General features: G+C 53.1%; 11 protein-coding genes. 5 read left to right on the forward strand and 6 right to left on the reverse strand.

Annotated elements, in window-relative coordinates:
* Window positions 1-49: 49 nt before the first annotated feature.
* The 4 genes from ruvC (at window position 50) to ACMYR3_RS14145 (ending at window position 6,473) form a co-directional block, all read left to right on the forward strand.
* Window positions 50-589 (forward strand): crossover junction endodeoxyribonuclease RuvC, encoded by a 540-nt coding sequence (gene ruvC / locus ACMYR3_RS14130; protein WP_424192573.1) that lies wholly within the window; start codon window positions 50-52, stop codon window positions 587-589.
* Window positions 590-714: 125 nt separating this feature from the next.
* On the forward strand, window positions 715-4,044 hold the full coding sequence (locus ACMYR3_RS14135; protein WP_424192574.1) for an SNF2-related protein: 3,330 nt from the start codon (window positions 715-717) through the stop codon (window positions 4,042-4,044).
* Window positions 4,045-4,271: 227 nt separating this feature from the next.
* Window positions 4,272-5,240 carry a GGDEF domain-containing protein gene (locus ACMYR3_RS14140; RefSeq protein ID WP_424192575.1) on the forward strand — a complete coding sequence of 323 codons (969 nt, stop codon included), beginning with the start codon at window positions 4,272-4,274 and terminating at the stop codon, window positions 5,238-5,240.
* Window positions 5,241-5,555: 315 nt separating this feature from the next.
* Entirely contained in the window at window positions 5,556-6,473 is a 918-nt protein-coding gene (locus ACMYR3_RS14145) for a hypothetical protein (RefSeq protein ID WP_424192576.1), read from the forward strand.
* Between the two features lie 59 nt (window positions 6,474-6,532).
* Here ACMYR3_RS14145 and ACMYR3_RS14150 read toward each other — a convergent pair whose 3' ends face one another.
* The 6 genes from ACMYR3_RS14150 to ACMYR3_RS14175 form a co-directional block, all read right to left on the reverse strand.
* Window positions 6,533-7,219, reverse strand: a complete 687-nt coding sequence (locus tag ACMYR3_RS14150; protein WP_424192577.1) for a hypothetical protein — start codon at window positions 7,217-7,219, stop codon at window positions 6,533-6,535.
* Window positions 7,220-7,297: 78 nt separating this feature from the next.
* Window positions 7,298-8,134, reverse strand: coding sequence for an NADPH-dependent 7-cyano-7-deazaguanine reductase QueF (queF, locus tag ACMYR3_RS14155; protein WP_424192578.1), 837 nt, complete (start codon window positions 8,132-8,134; stop codon window positions 7,298-7,300).
* Window positions 8,135-8,275: 141 nt separating this feature from the next.
* The gene (ruvB, locus tag ACMYR3_RS14160; protein ID WP_424192579.1) at window positions 8,276-9,337 is read right to left on the reverse strand and encodes a Holliday junction branch migration DNA helicase RuvB; all 1,062 of its coding nucleotides are present in this window, start codon (window positions 9,335-9,337) and stop codon (window positions 8,276-8,278) included.
* 214 nt (window positions 9,338-9,551) lie between these two features.
* The gene (gene ruvA / locus ACMYR3_RS14165; protein WP_424192580.1) at window positions 9,552-10,133 is read right to left on the reverse strand and encodes a Holliday junction branch migration protein RuvA; all 582 of its coding nucleotides are present in this window, start codon (window positions 10,131-10,133) and stop codon (window positions 9,552-9,554) included.
* Window positions 10,134-10,549: 416 nt separating this feature from the next.
* Complete coding sequence (gene ssb / locus ACMYR3_RS14170) at window positions 10,550-11,071, reverse strand: single-stranded DNA-binding protein (RefSeq protein WP_424192581.1); 522 nt, start codon at window positions 11,069-11,071, stop codon at window positions 10,550-10,552.
* 40 nt (window positions 11,072-11,111) lie between these two features.
* On the reverse strand, window positions 11,112-12,323 hold the full coding sequence (locus ACMYR3_RS14175; RefSeq protein ID WP_424196533.1) for an MFS transporter: 1,212 nt from the start codon (window positions 12,321-12,323) through the stop codon (window positions 11,112-11,114).
* 506 nt (window positions 12,324-12,829) lie between these two features.
* Here ACMYR3_RS14175 and uvrA point away from each other — a divergent pair.
* The gene (uvrA, locus tag ACMYR3_RS14180) at window positions 12,830-15,706 is read left to right on the forward strand and encodes an excinuclease ABC subunit UvrA (protein WP_424192582.1); all 2,877 of its coding nucleotides are present in this window, start codon (window positions 12,830-12,832) and stop codon (window positions 15,704-15,706) included.
* Window positions 15,707-15,716: the final 10 nt, after the last annotated feature.

Here is a 15,716-nt window from a genome sequence, read left to right on the forward strand (position 1 = left end):
TCGGCATGACTGGTATTTCATCTGAGCCACACCGCGTCTCGTTGATCCATTGAGAATCCTCGGCATCGACCCCGGCCTGCGCATCACCGGCTTTGGCGTCATAGAGCAGCATGGCAACCAGCTGCTCTATGTAGCCAGCGGTACCATCAAGACGCCCGATGCCGACCTGCCTACCCGTCTCAAGACCATTCTGGACGGGATTGCTGAAGTGATTGCCACCTATCACCCCGAGCAATCGGTGATTGAAAAAGTCTTTGTGAATGTGAACCCCCAGTCCACGCTCTTGCTGGGGCAGGCGCGTGGTGCTGCCATCAGCGCGCTGGTGTTGGCGCATTTGCCGGTGGCCGAGTACACCGCCTTGCAGTTAAAACAGGCGGTCGTCGGTTACGGCAAAGCCAATAAAGAACAGGTGCAGGAAATGGTGATGCGGCTGCTCAGCTTGCCGGGCCGCCCTTCCCCCGATGCCGCCGATGCGCTCGGCGTGGCTATCTGCCACGCTCATGGTGGTGCCGGACGCGCCACCATCAGTGGCTTGGCACCGCAACTGGCCAAACGCGGCTTACGTGTCAAACGCGGCCGGCTGGTCTGAAATCTGTCTCATCCTCTCTGTTGTCAATCTGCGATAGTCCCTCTGTGTATTCTCAAAGGCCTAATCAATACGCACCTAAGATGGTATATTCTTTCTTTTACTCCCAATGAGTATCAGCATTTTGTATGGGCAGCATGAAGGCAGGCGACTATTATTCCCTGAATGACCTACAGCAGGTGTTCAGCAAGGCAACGCTGACGCGTGCGGAAAGCTATCTCACGGCGATCAGTGAGATCCAGATTCAAAACGACGTCATGAGCGCCAATGTGCAAGGCTCGCAAGGGCGGCCTTATGAAGTCACGATCAAGTTTTCGCGCGACTTTGAAGACCAATGGCGCTTTGCCACTTTTTGCACCTGCCAGGTGGGTCGTTATTGCAAACACGCCGCGGCCACCATGTTGCGTGCCGCTCAACTGCCCGATACGCAAGACGGCGTCAATCCCGATGTCCTGGCCTGGACCGCCACTTTTTTGCAGCAAAGCCAGCTGATCGCGCAAAAGTACAGCAAACCCAGCAGTAAAAAAAGTGAAGCCATTTTTTATGTGCTGCAGCATCCGCGCACCCGGCAATATCAGGTCGAGTTTTTCAAGGGGCCAACCCAACTGGGCAGTCTGGATGAACACCACTTCAAACCCTGGCTCAATGTCGAATCAGCATTAAAGCAACCCTATAAGTTTATTGACGAAGAAGACGTCGCCATCATGCGTCTGCTGTGGGCCGAGCGCGACCGCTCATACTACGGCAGTGGTTTTGCATTGCGCGGCAAAAACGCCGCCGACGTACTCAATCGCATGCTCAACACCGGTCGTCTGCTATTTGCCGATCAGGAACTGATCCACCTTGAACGCGGTGACAAACGTTCAGGCCAGTTAAGCTGGTGCAAAAATGAAGGGGGCCAATCCATTGCCGTCCTGCAGACTGAACCAGCGGCGGACGTGATTCCCGTCACCCCGCCCTGGTATGTCGATCTGCAAGCCAAAACCATTGGCCAGATCGAGTTACCATTTGAGGCTGGCAAGGCACTGCGTCTCTTGGATTTGCCACCACTCGGTGAAGCCGATATTGCCGTGGTGGCCGCCACGCTGGCGCAAGCCGCACCCGAACTGCCCTCACCACAAGGTGCGCAGCAGATTCCGGTCATTGAAGCACCGCTGCAACCCATACTCAAACTGGGCACCGTCAAGGCCGTTTTATATTACTACCGCGGCTATCCCTACACTTTTCAGCCGACCCTGCTGGATGTGGCAGCACCCTGTTTTCGTTATGGTGAATTTGATATTGCGGCGGGCGATGAATCGGTCTTTGTCAACGATGTGCAAGGTCGCACAGTGCGCATCGTGCGCCAGCCCGAAGCCGAAAAGAAAGCCCTGCTGGCGCTGCCTCGCTACGGTTTGAAAGCGATTCCCGACAACAAACTCAATGCTGCCCGCGGCCAAGCTGTGCCCATGCCCTGGTGGGCACTGGAGCAGGAAAGCCACTGGACCCAATTTGTCGCCGATGTCATTCCGCGCCTGCAGGAGCTGGGCTGGGAAGTCGAACACCTGACCGGCTTTCGGCATCAGATTGTGGAAGTCGACCACTGGGAAGCCGACCTTACCGAAAACGAAGGCGGTTGGCTCGACCTCGATCTGGGCATCATTGTTGGCGGCCAACGCATGGCGCTACCGCCGTTGCTGGCTGAATTATTTTCACGGGATGGCCGCTGGCTCGACGCCCATAAACTGGCGCAGATCAATGACAAGGAAGAAGTCTATCTGAGCCTGATCGACGACAACACCGGCAATGTCACGGCGCTGATTCGCGCCAACGCCGGTCGCCTCAAGCCAATCGCCCGTACCCTGATTGATCTGTTTGACCATATCTATCTGGATCCGGCCGACATGATGGAGCGGCGTCTGTTGCGCGCCACCAAGCTGGACGCGGCACGGATCACCGAAGTGTTTGGTCGCGATCGCTGGCAGTTCCGCTCTGCCGAATCCATCACCCAGTTGGCTGAAACCCTGCGCGGTGGCAGCGGTGTGGAAAGTGTTGAACCGCCCAAAGGCTTCAAGATGGCTTTGCGTGACTACCAGTTGCATGGCCTGGCCTGGTTGCAATATCTGCGCGAACACAAGCTCGCCGGTATTTTGGCCGATGATATGGGTTTGGGTAAAACGGCGCAGGCGCTCGCGCATTTGCTGCTGGAAAAAGAAGCCGGTCGGCTGACCCAACCTGCTTTGGTGGTTTTGCCGACTTCTTTGATTTTTAACTGGAAGTCCGAAGCCCAGCGGTTTGCGCCGGACTTGCGCGTGCTGGCCTTGCATGGCAAGGAGCGCCGTGAAAATTTTGCGCTGATTGGCCAGCATGATGTGATTCTCACCACCTATCCGCTGCTCTGGCGTGATGAGGCCGAGCTCGCACAATATGAATTTCATTCGCTGATCCTGGATGAAGCACAGACCGTCAAAAATGCGGCCAGTAAAGCCGCTGCGATTGTGCGCAAAATCAAGGCACAGCATCGTCTGTGCTTGACCGGTACACCGCTGGAAAATCATCTGGGTGAACTCTGGGCGCAGTTCGACTTTTTATTGCCGGGCTTTTTGGGCGATGCCAAAAGCTTTGCCCGCCAATGGCGCACCCCGATTGAAAAACAGGGTGACAGCCTGCGCCGCGAAGTCCTCGCAGCACGCATCAAGCCCTTCATTCTGCGCCGTCGCAAAGAAGACGTGGCGCAAGAACTCCCTCCCAAGACCACCATCATTCGCACGGTTGAACTGGAAGGCACCCAGCGCGACTTGTATGAAACCGTACGCGCCGCAATGGATCAGCGCGTCCGCGATGAAATTGCCAATCGTGGTTTTACCCGCAGCCAGATTGTGATTCTGGATGCGCTGCTCAAACTACGGCAAGTCTGCTGCGACCCACGCCTGCTCAAGCTCGAATCAGCCAAGCGTGTCAAAGAACGCGCCAAACTCGATCTGTTGATGGATATGCTGCCCGAACTGGTACACGAAGGGCGGCGCGTCTTGGTATTCTCACAATTCACTTCCATGCTGGCGCTCATTGAAGCCGAACTCAAAACCGCGCGTTTGGGCTATGTGATGCTGACCGGTGACACCAAAAACCGTGAAGAACCAATCAACCGTTTTCAGGCAGGTGCCGTTCCCATCTTTTTGATCAGCCTGAAAGCCGGTGGTGTAGGTTTGAACCTGACCACCGCCGATACCGTGATTCATTACGACCCGTGGTGGAACCCTGCTGTCGAAAACCAGGCAACCGACCGGGCGCACCGGATTGGCCAAACCCAATCGGTGTTTGTTTACAAGCTGGTGGTGGCTGGCTCGATCGAAGAAAAAATTCTCAGCCTGCAAGACAAAAAAGCCGCTTTGGCGGCAGGCATTCTTTCTGAAGATGCCAATGCACTGGAAAAATTCAGTGAAAGTGATCTGGCAGCCCTGCTTGAACCGCTCGGTTAAAAGAGTAGTTGTAACAGTTTTTTCATAAATCAAATTTTCGGTTATATTCAATACGTTTGTCGCTTTACGCTACTTTTAAATTCAATTGATGTAAATTAGCAAGGCGATAAAACCATCTCTTGCTGCTTGACCACGATTTATGCATTTGTCAGCCCATCGTTCTGGTCATGCAATAAGCAAACAGAATCCCAGGTATTACAAGAACACTGTCTGGCTGGAGGATATGCATGCCGTCTCAAATCGTGAGCATTGCTCCCGAAACCTTATTAAATGCGCTGGATACTCAAATCGCCGTGATAGATAGCATGGGACAGCTGGTTTACGTGAACCAGACCTGGGTTGAAATAGGTCAGTGCAATGGCATGCCCAGAGACTATGACTGGTTGCAGCAAAACTACCTGCAGGTTTGCCATGCCGCAGCCGAAAATGGCGACCAGTACGGCATGTTGGCCATCTCGGGCATCAGCAATACCATCAAACATATGACGCCCAGTTTTGAGATGCTCTATCCCTGCATGCATCAAGAACAAAATCAATGGTTCAAGATGCGCGTCGTGCCTTTGACTGGCACTGCCAATGACCTGTTTCTGATTACCCATCAGAATGTCACTGCACAAAAAATGGAACTGGAAAAACTGGAGCGGCTATCGCTGCTTGATCCGCTCACAGGACTGGCCAACCGTCGTCGCTTTGATCAATTCCTGCGTACCGAATGGCAACGCGCCACTCGACATCAATTGCCCATCGCCCTGATGATGATTGATATTGATCACTTTAAAAATTACAACGACAACCTTGGTCATTTGCAAGGTGATCAATGCCTGATCGCCGTCAGTAATGAACTGGGCCAGTTTGCCAAGCGTAGCAGCGATATTGCAGCCCGTTTGGGTGGCGAAGAATTTGTGATTCTATTGGCTGATACACCACTTCATACCTCACGACAGATTGCCGAATCTGTCCGCCGCACCATTGAAAATTTAAAGATCCAGAATCCGAGACTGGGCTATTTGACTATCAGCATCGGACTGGCCCATATGACGCCCATTATTGGCCAGCCTGAACAGGATCTCATCGCCGCTGCTGACAAGGCCCTTTACGAAGCCAAACAAAGTGGCCGCAATTGTGTCTGTCTCGCACCCTTGCAAAGTGGCATGCACGCTGTTGCACTGGATCGAATCAAAAATTCTGCACCTTGAATTTTAAATAGCCGTTTGTTGACCGGTTCAGACTACTCGCTTTTTTTTGCTTTCCAGCAATTCGGCCAATCAACCACCACCTTATTTTTCTGCCATTACTTTTCTCCCATTACCGAGAAAAAATCTGTGCCCATCCGCTTCCGGCAACTGACCTCAACTGGTCTGGTTGATGCTTTGATAAATGCTGCAATTGATACTTCGATAAATGCTTTTTCAATCAGACCAGTTAATTCCCTGGTTTACGCTTGTTCACTTTTGACTTAAATCATCCTGTCACAGACGACTGATAATGTCTCCTTAACTGAAGGATGCATCATGCTACGGCATTATTTTTTACAAGAATTGGTCATTGGCAGTTTGGCTTGCTGCCTGCTTGGCTGTGGCGGTGGTAGCGATATGAACGTGGCGGAACAGCCCGTTATTTCAACGCCCGTTGCACAACCTGCTACACAGCCGGTTATTGTGCCCGTCCCTCCGGTCGTTGAAGCCAGCCTGCCCATCGACGCCGTCATCGCCAACATGACAACAGCCAGTGCCAACGAAGCCTTGCCACAAAGCACGCTGACCAACGCATGGCTGAATCACAGTATCATCAGCGCGGTGCAACCATTTGCCGATCAACTCGGCGGTTATGGTCAACAGTTTCCGGGTTGGTGGAATGCCACGATCGGCTGGTTCATCATCATGGAAGGCCAGCATAATACGGCCACCAATAGCCGCGTCTGGATCAACCGCCTGCGACTGTATGTTTTGTCGGAAAGCACGCGCACCTGGCAATTGCTGGACGCCACCAATCTGCCCTATACCGAAGCAGTGCTTGATCCGGCGCAGGAACAGCTGATTGCACCCAGCTCACTGATCACCGCACCCGATCATCTGTCGGTCTTGCTGCAATTTCCAGAGTGGGCACATGGTTTTGGCAGCAAAGTGGCCATTGATGGGAGTGATGTGCGGGCGATATTTGCATCAGTGGATTTCGGTCTGGAACTGAATGACCCCAATGGCATGGATGACCGGGACAACGCTGAATATCTGGTGGGTGCGGGGATAGACTATTACCCGGCACTCAATGTCACACCGGATCAACTCGGCGGGATTGTGCCGGCGGCCGGTAATGGCAAACTGTTGCTGGCTAAAAGTACGCCACGTTCAGCCACGATTTTAGTGCCCAATACCATCAAGGGTTGCGACTTTGCAGAGATCAGAAAAAATCCGCCACCCTTGACGGACTAGTTCTTTAGTCATTTTGACTATCAAACAACTTGCCCAATCCAATGGCTTATTGAAGCCGTCTAATCAAGTAAATTACCGCGTGACCCGAAGCGGGCTTTTGCCAAACGAATCAACGATTCACGCGTCATCAGCCATCCGACCAGCCAGTCGAGCACGCAATAACCTGCTCCCGCAGCAAACGGCGGGTTGAGCGTGCTCCAGTGCACACCCGGCACAATTGAGCGCCAGGCCCAATTGCCCAGGGACGTGCCCCACAATTCCAGCAAGAGCGCCAGCACAAACATGGTGTGATACAGCCGTGGGTTGGGCCCCCAGCGCACACAGGCCAGATACATCACCATCAAAAATACACTGAGCTGATCCATTCCTTGCCACCACAACAAGGCCGTCGTCAGCACTGCCACCGGCAAGACCATGCGCAAGCCCCGTTCGGGCAAACGGGTGGATAACCAATCCCCCAAAGCATAAAGCAGCACATGACCCGGCGGCACAAACCAGGGAATGTCATGCAGCCGATAGTCATACCAGCCAAAACCCAGTGACAGCATCATCTCGCCCAGCGTGGCGATGATCAAACAAAGGATGAAACTGCTACGCACCTGCCAGCTACTGCGCCAACTGATCACCACCAGCAATGCCGTGACTTCGGCACTCACCAGCAAGGGTGACCAGACCGGCCCCAGCGCATCCAGCCAAAGACCGAGCAGGATGCTCAAGACGATCAAAATGGCAAAGAGCAGATTCATGAGTTAGTTAAATATAAATATGCTGCAAATAAATTAGCTGAAAATAAATACACTGAAAACTCGTCAGACAGCATGCACTTACTGCCGTGCACTCTTGCCATTGAATGGCAAGGCAAAACCGACCTGGGTTGTGCGCATGGGATTGATATCCAGACCACCACGGCGGGTGTAACGGGCATACACCGTCAGCTCGGTAGGTTGGAGTTGACGCAATAGATCGGTAAAGATGCGCTCCACACATTGCTCATGAAACTCGTTGTGATTGCGAAAGCTGACCACATAACGCAAGAGACTGGCATGATCGATTGCCGCTCCGGTGTAGCTGATTTGCAGTGTCGCCCAATCGGGCTGACTGGTTACCGGACAATTGGATTTGAGCAGATGCGAGACCAATACTTCACTCACTGCGCGATTGCCAGCGGCCAGTTGCAATAGGTTGGCATCCGGCGTGTAGGTATCGATGTCAATATCCAGCTCATCAATCACCGTGCCGATCAACTCGCCGGATGGCACCTGATGAAACTGGCTCGCTGGCGTGAGGATGATGCTCACTGACGCACCAAAGCCCTTGGATAAATCCTGCTCAAGCAATGCCAGCACAGCATTGGCGCTTTCAAAGCGGCTTTGGTTGAATGAATTGAGGTAGAGCTTGAAGGATTTGGACTCGACAATATTGGGCGACTCGCAAGGGATCACAAACTGCGCCAGCGCGACCTGTGGTTTGCCCCGGGCATTAAGCCAGGAGAGTTCATAACCATTCCAGATATCCACGCCCGTAAAAGGCAAGGCAGACTGATCAATCTGCAAGATCTGACGGGTTTGCGCACGTGAAATGGTAAAGATCAGCGTGGGATCATAGTGACTGGCATAGGCCACGGCCTTGCCAAGCGGACTGTGTTCGGGTGTATACGCCATGTCAAGTCTGTTTAATCAAATAGGTGCAAGCAGGTGTTCACTCGGTATGTTCATCGACGATTGGTTGAAAATTCATTGAAAAAACTCATCATCAACTCAGCGAAAATTTCTGGCAAGTACGCAATGACGCCATCATCCGTTTTAAAGCAGATCGGGATTGCCCGGAATCCCCTGAAAATTGCTCGGCGCCTGCAAACCAAAATGCTGATACGCCGCCATCGTCGCCATCCGCCCACGTGGCGTGCGCTGCAGATAACCCTGTTGAATCAGATACGGTTCGAGCACATCTTCAATCGTGTCGCGCTCTTCACCAATCGCAGCGGCAAGGTTATCCACGCCCACCGGGCCACCGCCAAATTTATGCAAGATGGCTTCGAGCAGTTTGCGATCCATCAGGTCCAGACCAATCGGGTCGACATCGAGCATGGCCAACGCCGCATCGGCCATTGGCTTGGTGATCACGCCCTGTCCTTTGACTTCGGCATAGTCGCGCACCCGGCGCAACAAGCGGTTGGCAATCCGTGGTGTGCCACGGGAACGTTTGGCCACTTCGGCCGCACCGTATTCATCCAGCGGCGCATTGAGCAGGCTGGCTGAGCGGGTGACGATTTTGGTGAGTTCGCTGGTGTTGTAAAACTCGAGCCGCCCCACAATGCCAAAGCGATCCCGTAACGGATTGGTCAGCATGCCCGCGCGCGTGGTGGCACCGACCAGCGTAAACGGTTGCAGATCAAGCTTGACCGAACGCGCCGCCGGGCCTTCACCGATCATGATGTCGATTTGATAATCTTCCAGGGCCGGGTAAAGAATTTCCTCGACCACCGGGCTGAGCCGATGAATCTCGTCGATGAACAGCACATCATTGGCTTCCAGATTGGTCAGCAAGGCGGCCAGATCACCAGGCCGTTCCAGCACCGGACCACTGGTCTGGCGCAGGTTGACGCCCATCTCGCGCGCAATAATATGCGCCAGCGTAGTCTTGCCCAAACCAGGCGGCCCAAACAATAAAACATGGTCGAGTGCTTCCTGCCGCTTGCGCGCCGCCTGAATAAAAATTTCCAGCTGGCCCCGCACCTTTTCCTGCCCGACGTAATCGTCCAGCTGCTTGGGGCGCAAGGCGCGCTCAAACGCCTCTTCATGCAGCGATGTCTGCGTGGCCGTCACAATGCGCTCGGCACTGGAAAATTTGTCTGTTTCAATCATGCAGGCAGTGTAGCAAATAAAGGCTAAGAATCGTTTTGTCTGAGCAGCAAGGTTTTATCTACGAAGTCTGGGGACAGAGTATTACTCTGTCCCCGTGTTTCAACAGCGCTGCTCAGACAAGGTTTTTCTTGGTGTACTTTGTGTCTTTGTGGTCAATGCTTTTGATCTTCAAGACTTTCCTTGGCGCACTTGGCGTTTTGACGGTTAAAAAAACTCATCCCTTGGACAAGCCCTTCAACGCCAGCTTGATACCCTCGGACACTCCGACATCCTTGGGCAGCGGCTTGACCGCCAGCGCAGCTTCCTTGTCCGAATAACCCAGCGCCAGCAACGCATTAAGAATATCGTTGGCCGCATCATGCACCGTCACCGCACCGGCGTTATCGCCCAGATCAGCACCGAGCTTGCCCTTGAGTTCCAGCAGCAAACGCTCTGCGGTTTTTTTGCCGATACCGGGCACTCGCGTCAATCGCGCCGCTTCCTGCAAGGTGACTGCCTGCGCCAGATCAGCCACACTCATGCCCGACAAAATGGATAGCGCGGTGCGCGCGCCAATCCCATTCACCTTAAGCAATTGCCGAAACGTCAAACGCTCTTCGGCGCTGCCAAACCCGTACAGCAAATGCGCATCTTCACGCACAATCTGCTGTGTCAATAACGTGACCTTTTCACCCACCGGCGGCAGGTTGTAAAACGTGCTCATCGGCACATCCACCTCATAACCCACACCACCGCAATCTACCAATATTTGCGGCGGATTTTTTTCCAGCAAGGTACCGTGCAACCGTCCAATCATCGCGCAACCTATCCGCTTAAAAACCGGCCAAGATCGGCCAAAAATGACTAAAAATAAGGAGTATATATAAAAATAACTACTCTTCAGTGCTTGTATATTGGCTTAATTTTTATACATCCATCCAGTATATATTTTGTACAGTCAACAACCTCACCACCGAGAAGTGGCTACCAGCAACACCAACTTTATCCACGCAAACCGCCCCATTGGGTAATGGGTCTCTTCATTCGAGTCAGATTCAAGTCGAAAATTACTGTATAAGAAAACAGTATACCTGCCGTCATTGCTGAGGTACAGCGCAGGTGTTGGAAAGTTTGTCGAAGCGGATCAAATGGGAAGCAAGTTTTTGTCATTACCCAAAAAACAAAAGCCCTTGAAATCAAGGGCTTTAACACTACGAATAAAGTTTGATTAAGTTAGAACGGAATATCGTCATCCATATCATCAAAACCACCTTTAGGGGTTGGTGCAGGCGTACGGGCTGCGCCACTGCTGCTGCGGGCGTTGCCGCCACCGTAGCCACCAGCACTACGGCCGCCGCCGGATGATTCACGCGGGGCATAGTTACCGCCGCCTTCGTCCATGGCAGCGCCACCACCGGCACCGCCACGGCCACCCAACATTTGCATGGCGTCGGCGACGATTTCGGTGGAATATTTGTCTGCGCCATCCTTGTCTTGCCATTTACGGGTGCGCAGTTTGCCTTCCACATAAACCTGACTACCTTTTTTGAGGTATTCGCCGGCAATTTCGGCCAGCTTGCCAAAGAAGGCAATGCGATGCCATTCGGTGGTTTCGACCATTTCGCCTTGTTTGTTTTTGTATTTATCCGTCGTGGCGATGCTGATGTTGGTAATCGCGCCACCATCAGGCAGATAGCGGGTTTCGGGATCACGGCCGAGATTGCCAACGAGGATGACTTTGTTAACCGATGCCATTCATTATTCTCCTAGTATTGATGCGGTATGCAGTTGTCTGTCAGGCGCTGGCTTGCTGGCTGACAGGGGCCGCCTGTTTTTTCTGGCGTACCGGTAAGTTTTTCATGGGTTTGGCAATGATAAACCACGCGACCACCAGCGCCACGCCCATGGCAAAGACCGCGTGGTAATCGTAGGTTTTGGAGAGCCAGCCACCGACGGCACCGCCCGCAAACAGGCCAAACGCCTGAGTCGTGTTGTAGATGCCGAGTGCCATGCCCTTGGCTGCAGGGGGTGCCACGCGTGACACCATGGACGGCAACGTGGCTTCGAGTACATTGAAGGCGATGAAAAAGCCGAGCAGCAAAGCCACCAGCAAGGTGCTTTGGTAGAGCCAGATCATCATGCCCAGTTGCACTAGTGCCATGATGGCAATAGACGTCAAAAAGATTTGTTTCATCTTGCCTTTTTTCTCGGCCACAATAATCGGCGGCACCATCAGTACAAACGACACAATCACCACCGGCAGATAGACTTTCCAGTGCTCATTCACGGGCAGGCCAACGGCATCGACAATGGCCACGGGCACCACCACAAACATCGCCATTTGCACCAGATGCAGGACAAAAATACCAAAATTGAGGCGCAACAGCTCGGGATTCATCAACACGTCCATAAACGGGATTTTGTCGCCCAGAGCGCTGGCGTGCACCTGTTTGGCCGCTGGCACGATCCACAGCACCACGCCAATGGCCAGAATCGACAAAATGCCAGTCATCTCAAACAAGCCTTTCATACCGATGATGGGGTACAACAACGGCGAGGCCACCATCGAGCCAGCAAATGTGAGCCCAATCGAGCCGCCCACCATGGCCATCGCCTTGGTGCGGTGTTCCTCGCGGGTGGCATCGGCAATAAAGGCGGTGACGGCCGCCGAAATGGCACCCGCGCCCTGAATCGAGCGGCCAATGATGATCTGGTGCAGATCGGTCGCATAGGCGGCAATGAATGAACCCAGAGCAAATAAAATCAGTCCGACAATAATGACGGGTTTGCGACCAAACTTGTCGGACGCAACCCCAAAAGGTATTTGCAAACAAGCCTGGGTGAGCCCATAAATGCCGATGGCCAGACCAACCAGGGTGGTGTTGTCGCCACCTGGCAAGCCCCGTGCATGAATTGCAAAGACCGGCAGAATCAAAAACAGGCCGAGCATGCGCAAGGCAAAAATAGAAGCCAGCGAAGTACTGGCGCGAATTTCGTCAGACGTCATGCGGTCGGGCGAGGCAACGTCGGTGATGTGTGGGGTGGTGGAAGCAGACATGAGGACAACGCAAAAGACGGACAAAAACCCGGCCCATGCCGAGTTTTCCAAAACCGTTATAGTAGCAGGTTGAATGCCGGGATCTGAGGGATGGCGAGGAATTGATTGACCGCCAGAAAACGGCAAAGATGGCTTGAAAGTCAAAGGTACTTACCACCAGGATGCCCAGTGCGCCAAGGAAAACCTTGAAGATCAAAAGCATTGACCACAAAGACACAAAGGACTCAAAAAGAGTTTTATCTGAGCAGCAAAGTTTATCTACGAAGTCTGAGGACAGCGTATTACTCTGTCCCCGTGCCAAAACAGCCCAGTTTTAATCGGATTCAACTTCGTGCTCTTTATGTCTTCGCGGTGAAAAGACTTTGATTTTCCTTGGCGCGCTTGGCGTCTTGGCAGTAAAAACCTTATTTGATTGAACACTAAAGTTTTAACAGTTTCAGACTTTGAATGGATGTATGACTTCTTTACGCGACCTGATTCGTATTCGTGGTGCCCGCACCCACAATTTAAAAAACATCAACCTGGATTTACCGCGTGACAAGCTGGTGGTGATTACTGGCTTGTCGGGTTCGGGCAAGTCGTCGCTGGCGTTTGATACGCTCTATGCCGAAGGCCAGCGGCGTTATGTGGAAAGCCTGTCGGCCTATGCGCGACAGTTTTTGCAGATGATGGAAAAGCCCGATGTGGATCTGATTGAAGGTCTGTCACCGGCAATTTCCATCGAGCAAAAAGCCACCTCACATAACCCGCGCTCCACCGTGGGCACCGTCACCGAAATTCATGATTACCTGCGCCTGTTGTTTGCGCGGGTTGGTACGCCCTACTGCCCCGACCATCATTTGCCATTGGCCGCACAAAGTGTCAGCCAGATGGTCGATGCAGCACTGGAACTGCCCGAAGACACCAAACTGATGATTCTGGCACCCGTAGTGGCCAACCGTAAGGGCGAACATGTGGACCTGTTTGCGGCGATGCAGGCACAGGGTTTTGTGCGCTTTCGGATCCGCTCCGAAAACATCAAGGGTGATAGCAGCGACAGTAAGATTTACGAAGCCGATGCCTTGCCCAAGTTGAAAAAAACAGAAAAACACACCATTGATGTGGTGGTGGATCGGCTGAAAGTGAAAGCCGACATGAAGCAACGTCTGGCCGAGAGTTTTGAGACCGCGCTGCGGCTAGCCGATGGCCGCGCCATTGCCCTCGAAATGGATAGCACCCAGGAACATATTTTTTCCAGCAAGTTTTCTTGCCCGGTGTGCAGCTATTCCTTGCAGGAGCTAGAGCCACGGCTGTTTTCATTTAACAACCCGATGGGTGCCTGCCCAACCTGCGATGGCCTGGGGCAAATTCAATTTTTTGATGCGCGCCGCGTGGTGGCTTTTCCCAACCTGAGTCTAGCATCGGGCGCAATCAAGGGCTGGGATCGACGCAATCAGTTTTACTTTCAGCTCTTGCAAAATCTGGCCGCGTTTTTTGAATTTGATATTGATGCGCCATTTAATGAGTTGCCGGAAGCCACCCGTGAAATCATTCTTAATGGTTCGGGCAAGCAGGTGATTCCTTTCACCTATGCCAATGAGCGCGGCAAGCCAGTGGTGAAGGAGCATACCTTTGAGGGCGTACTGAAAAATCTGGAGCGCCGCTATAAAGAGACCGACTCGATGGCGATGCGCGAAGAGTTGTCCAAGTACATCAACACCAAGCCTTGTCCGCATTGCGAAGGCACGCGGTTGCGTCGTGAAGCACGGCATGTGAAGGTCGGCGATAAAAAATCGGCACGCGCAATTTTTGAAGTTTCGGCCATGCCTTTGGATGCAGCGCGCGATTATTTTGACAGTCTCAAACTCAAAGGTAACAAGGCGGATATTGCCGACAAGATCATCAAGGAAATTGCGGCACGACTGAATTTTTTAAATAACGTCGGGCTCAATTATCTGTCGCTGGATCGCAGCGCCGACACCCTCTCGGGCGGTGAAGCACAACGGATCCGGCTGGCCTCCCAAATTGGCTCGGGCCTGACTGGTGTGATGTATGTGCTCGATGAACCTTCCATCGGCCTGCATCAACGCGACAATGATCGGCTGATTGACACCCTCAAGCACTTGCGTGATCTGGGCAATAGCGTACTGGTGGTAGAGCATGATGAAGACATGATCCGCGCCAGTGATTATGTGGTCGATATGGGCCTGGGTGCGGGCGTGCATGGCGGCGCGGTAATTGCCGAAGGCACACCGGCACAAATTGAAAAAAGTAAAAATTCATTAACCGGCCAATATCTGTCCGGCAAAAAATCGATTGCGATTCCAGCCCAACGCCATGCCCCGACGGATAAACGAATTCGCATTGAAGGCGCCAGCGGCAACAATCTGAAAGACGTGACACTGGACTTGCCAGTCGGCTTGCTCACCTGTGTGACGGGTGTGTCCGGCTCGGGCAAATCCACCCTGATCAATGACACGCTCTATCACGCCGTAGCACATCACCTGTATGGTTCGCAGACCGAGCCCGCGCCGTATCAAACCATTAGTGGCCTGGAACATTTTGATAAAGTGATTGCGGTTGACCAAAGCCCGATTGGTCGCACGCCACGCTCCAACCCGGCTACCTATACCGGCCTCTTTACGCCCATCCGCGAACTGTTTGCCGATGTGCCGCAAGCGCGTGAACGCGGCTATGGGCCGGGACGTTTTTCATTTAACGTCAAGGGTGGTCGCTGCGAAACCTGCCAAGGCGATGGCGTGATCAAGGTGGAAATGCATTTTCTGCCCGATGTGTATGTACCCTGCGATGTCTGTCACGGCAAACGCTATAACCGCGAAACTCTGGAAGTGCTCTACAAGGGCAAGAACATTCATGAAGTGCTGGAGATGACAGTCGAAGGCGCCTTTGAATTTTTCAAGGTGGTGCCCGTGGTTGCCCGCAAACTGCAAACCCTGCTCGATGTGGGTCTGGGTTATATCCGCCTGGGCCAAAGTGCGACCACGCTATCCGGCGGTGAAGCGCAGCGCGTCAAGCTGTCACTCGAACTATCCAAACGTGATACCGGCCGCACGCTCTACATTCTGGATGAGCCGACCACTGGCCTGCATTTTCAGGATATTGAACTGCTGCTCAGAGTGATTCATCGCCTGCGCGATCAGGGCAATACACTGGTCATCATCGAGCACAATCTGGATGTCATCAAAACCGCCGACTGGCTGATTGATCTGGGCCCCGAAGGCGGTGGCGGTGGTGGCCAAATCATCGCCCAAGGCACTCCGGAAGCCGTCGCAGCAGCACCCGCCAGCTTTACTGGCAAATATCTGGCGACGCTTTTGAAAAGCAGAAAATAAGGGTGTATAT

Origin of the sequence: Ampullimonas aquatilis (genome assembly GCF_049675895.1) — a bacterium.
GTDB classification, from domain to species: domain Bacteria; phylum Pseudomonadota; class Gammaproteobacteria; order Burkholderiales; family Burkholderiaceae_D; genus Ampullimonas; species Ampullimonas aquatilis.

What these genes read in the sequence shown, in the direction of transcription:
- ACMYR3_RS14135 (WP_424192574.1), top strand. Translation starts at nt 715, where the DNA reads ATGGGCAGCATGAAGGCAGGCGACTATTATTCCCTGAATGACCTACAG.
- ACMYR3_RS14140 (WP_424192575.1), top strand. Translation starts at nt 4,272, where the DNA reads ATGCCGTCTCAAATCGTGAGCATTGCTCCCGAAACCTTATTAAATGCG.
- ACMYR3_RS14145 (WP_424192576.1), top strand. Translation starts at nt 5,556, where the DNA reads ATGCTACGGCATTATTTTTTACAAGAATTGGTCATTGGCAGTTTGGCT.
- ACMYR3_RS14150 (WP_424192577.1), bottom strand. Translation starts at nt 7,219, where the DNA reads ATGAATCTGCTCTTTGCCATTTTGATCGTCTTGAGCATCCTGCTCGGT.
- queF (WP_424192578.1), bottom strand. Translation starts at nt 8,134, where the DNA reads ATGGCGTATACACCCGAACACAGTCCGCTTGGCAAGGCCGTGGCCTAT.
- ruvB (WP_424192579.1), bottom strand. Translation starts at nt 9,337, where the DNA reads ATGATTGAAACAGACAAATTTTCCAGTGCCGAGCGCATTGTGACGGCC.
- ruvA (WP_424192580.1), bottom strand. Translation starts at nt 10,133, where the DNA reads ATGATTGGACGGTTGCACGGTACCTTGCTGGAAAAAAATCCGCCGCAA.
- ssb (WP_424192581.1), bottom strand. Translation starts at nt 11,071, where the DNA reads ATGGCATCGGTTAACAAAGTCATCCTCGTTGGCAATCTCGGCCGTGAT.
- ACMYR3_RS14175 (WP_424196533.1), bottom strand. Translation starts at nt 12,323, where the DNA reads ATGACGTCTGACGAAATTCGCGCCAGTACTTCGCTGGCTTCTATTTTT.
- uvrA (WP_424192582.1), top strand. Translation starts at nt 12,830, where the DNA reads ATGACTTCTTTACGCGACCTGATTCGTATTCGTGGTGCCCGCACCCAC.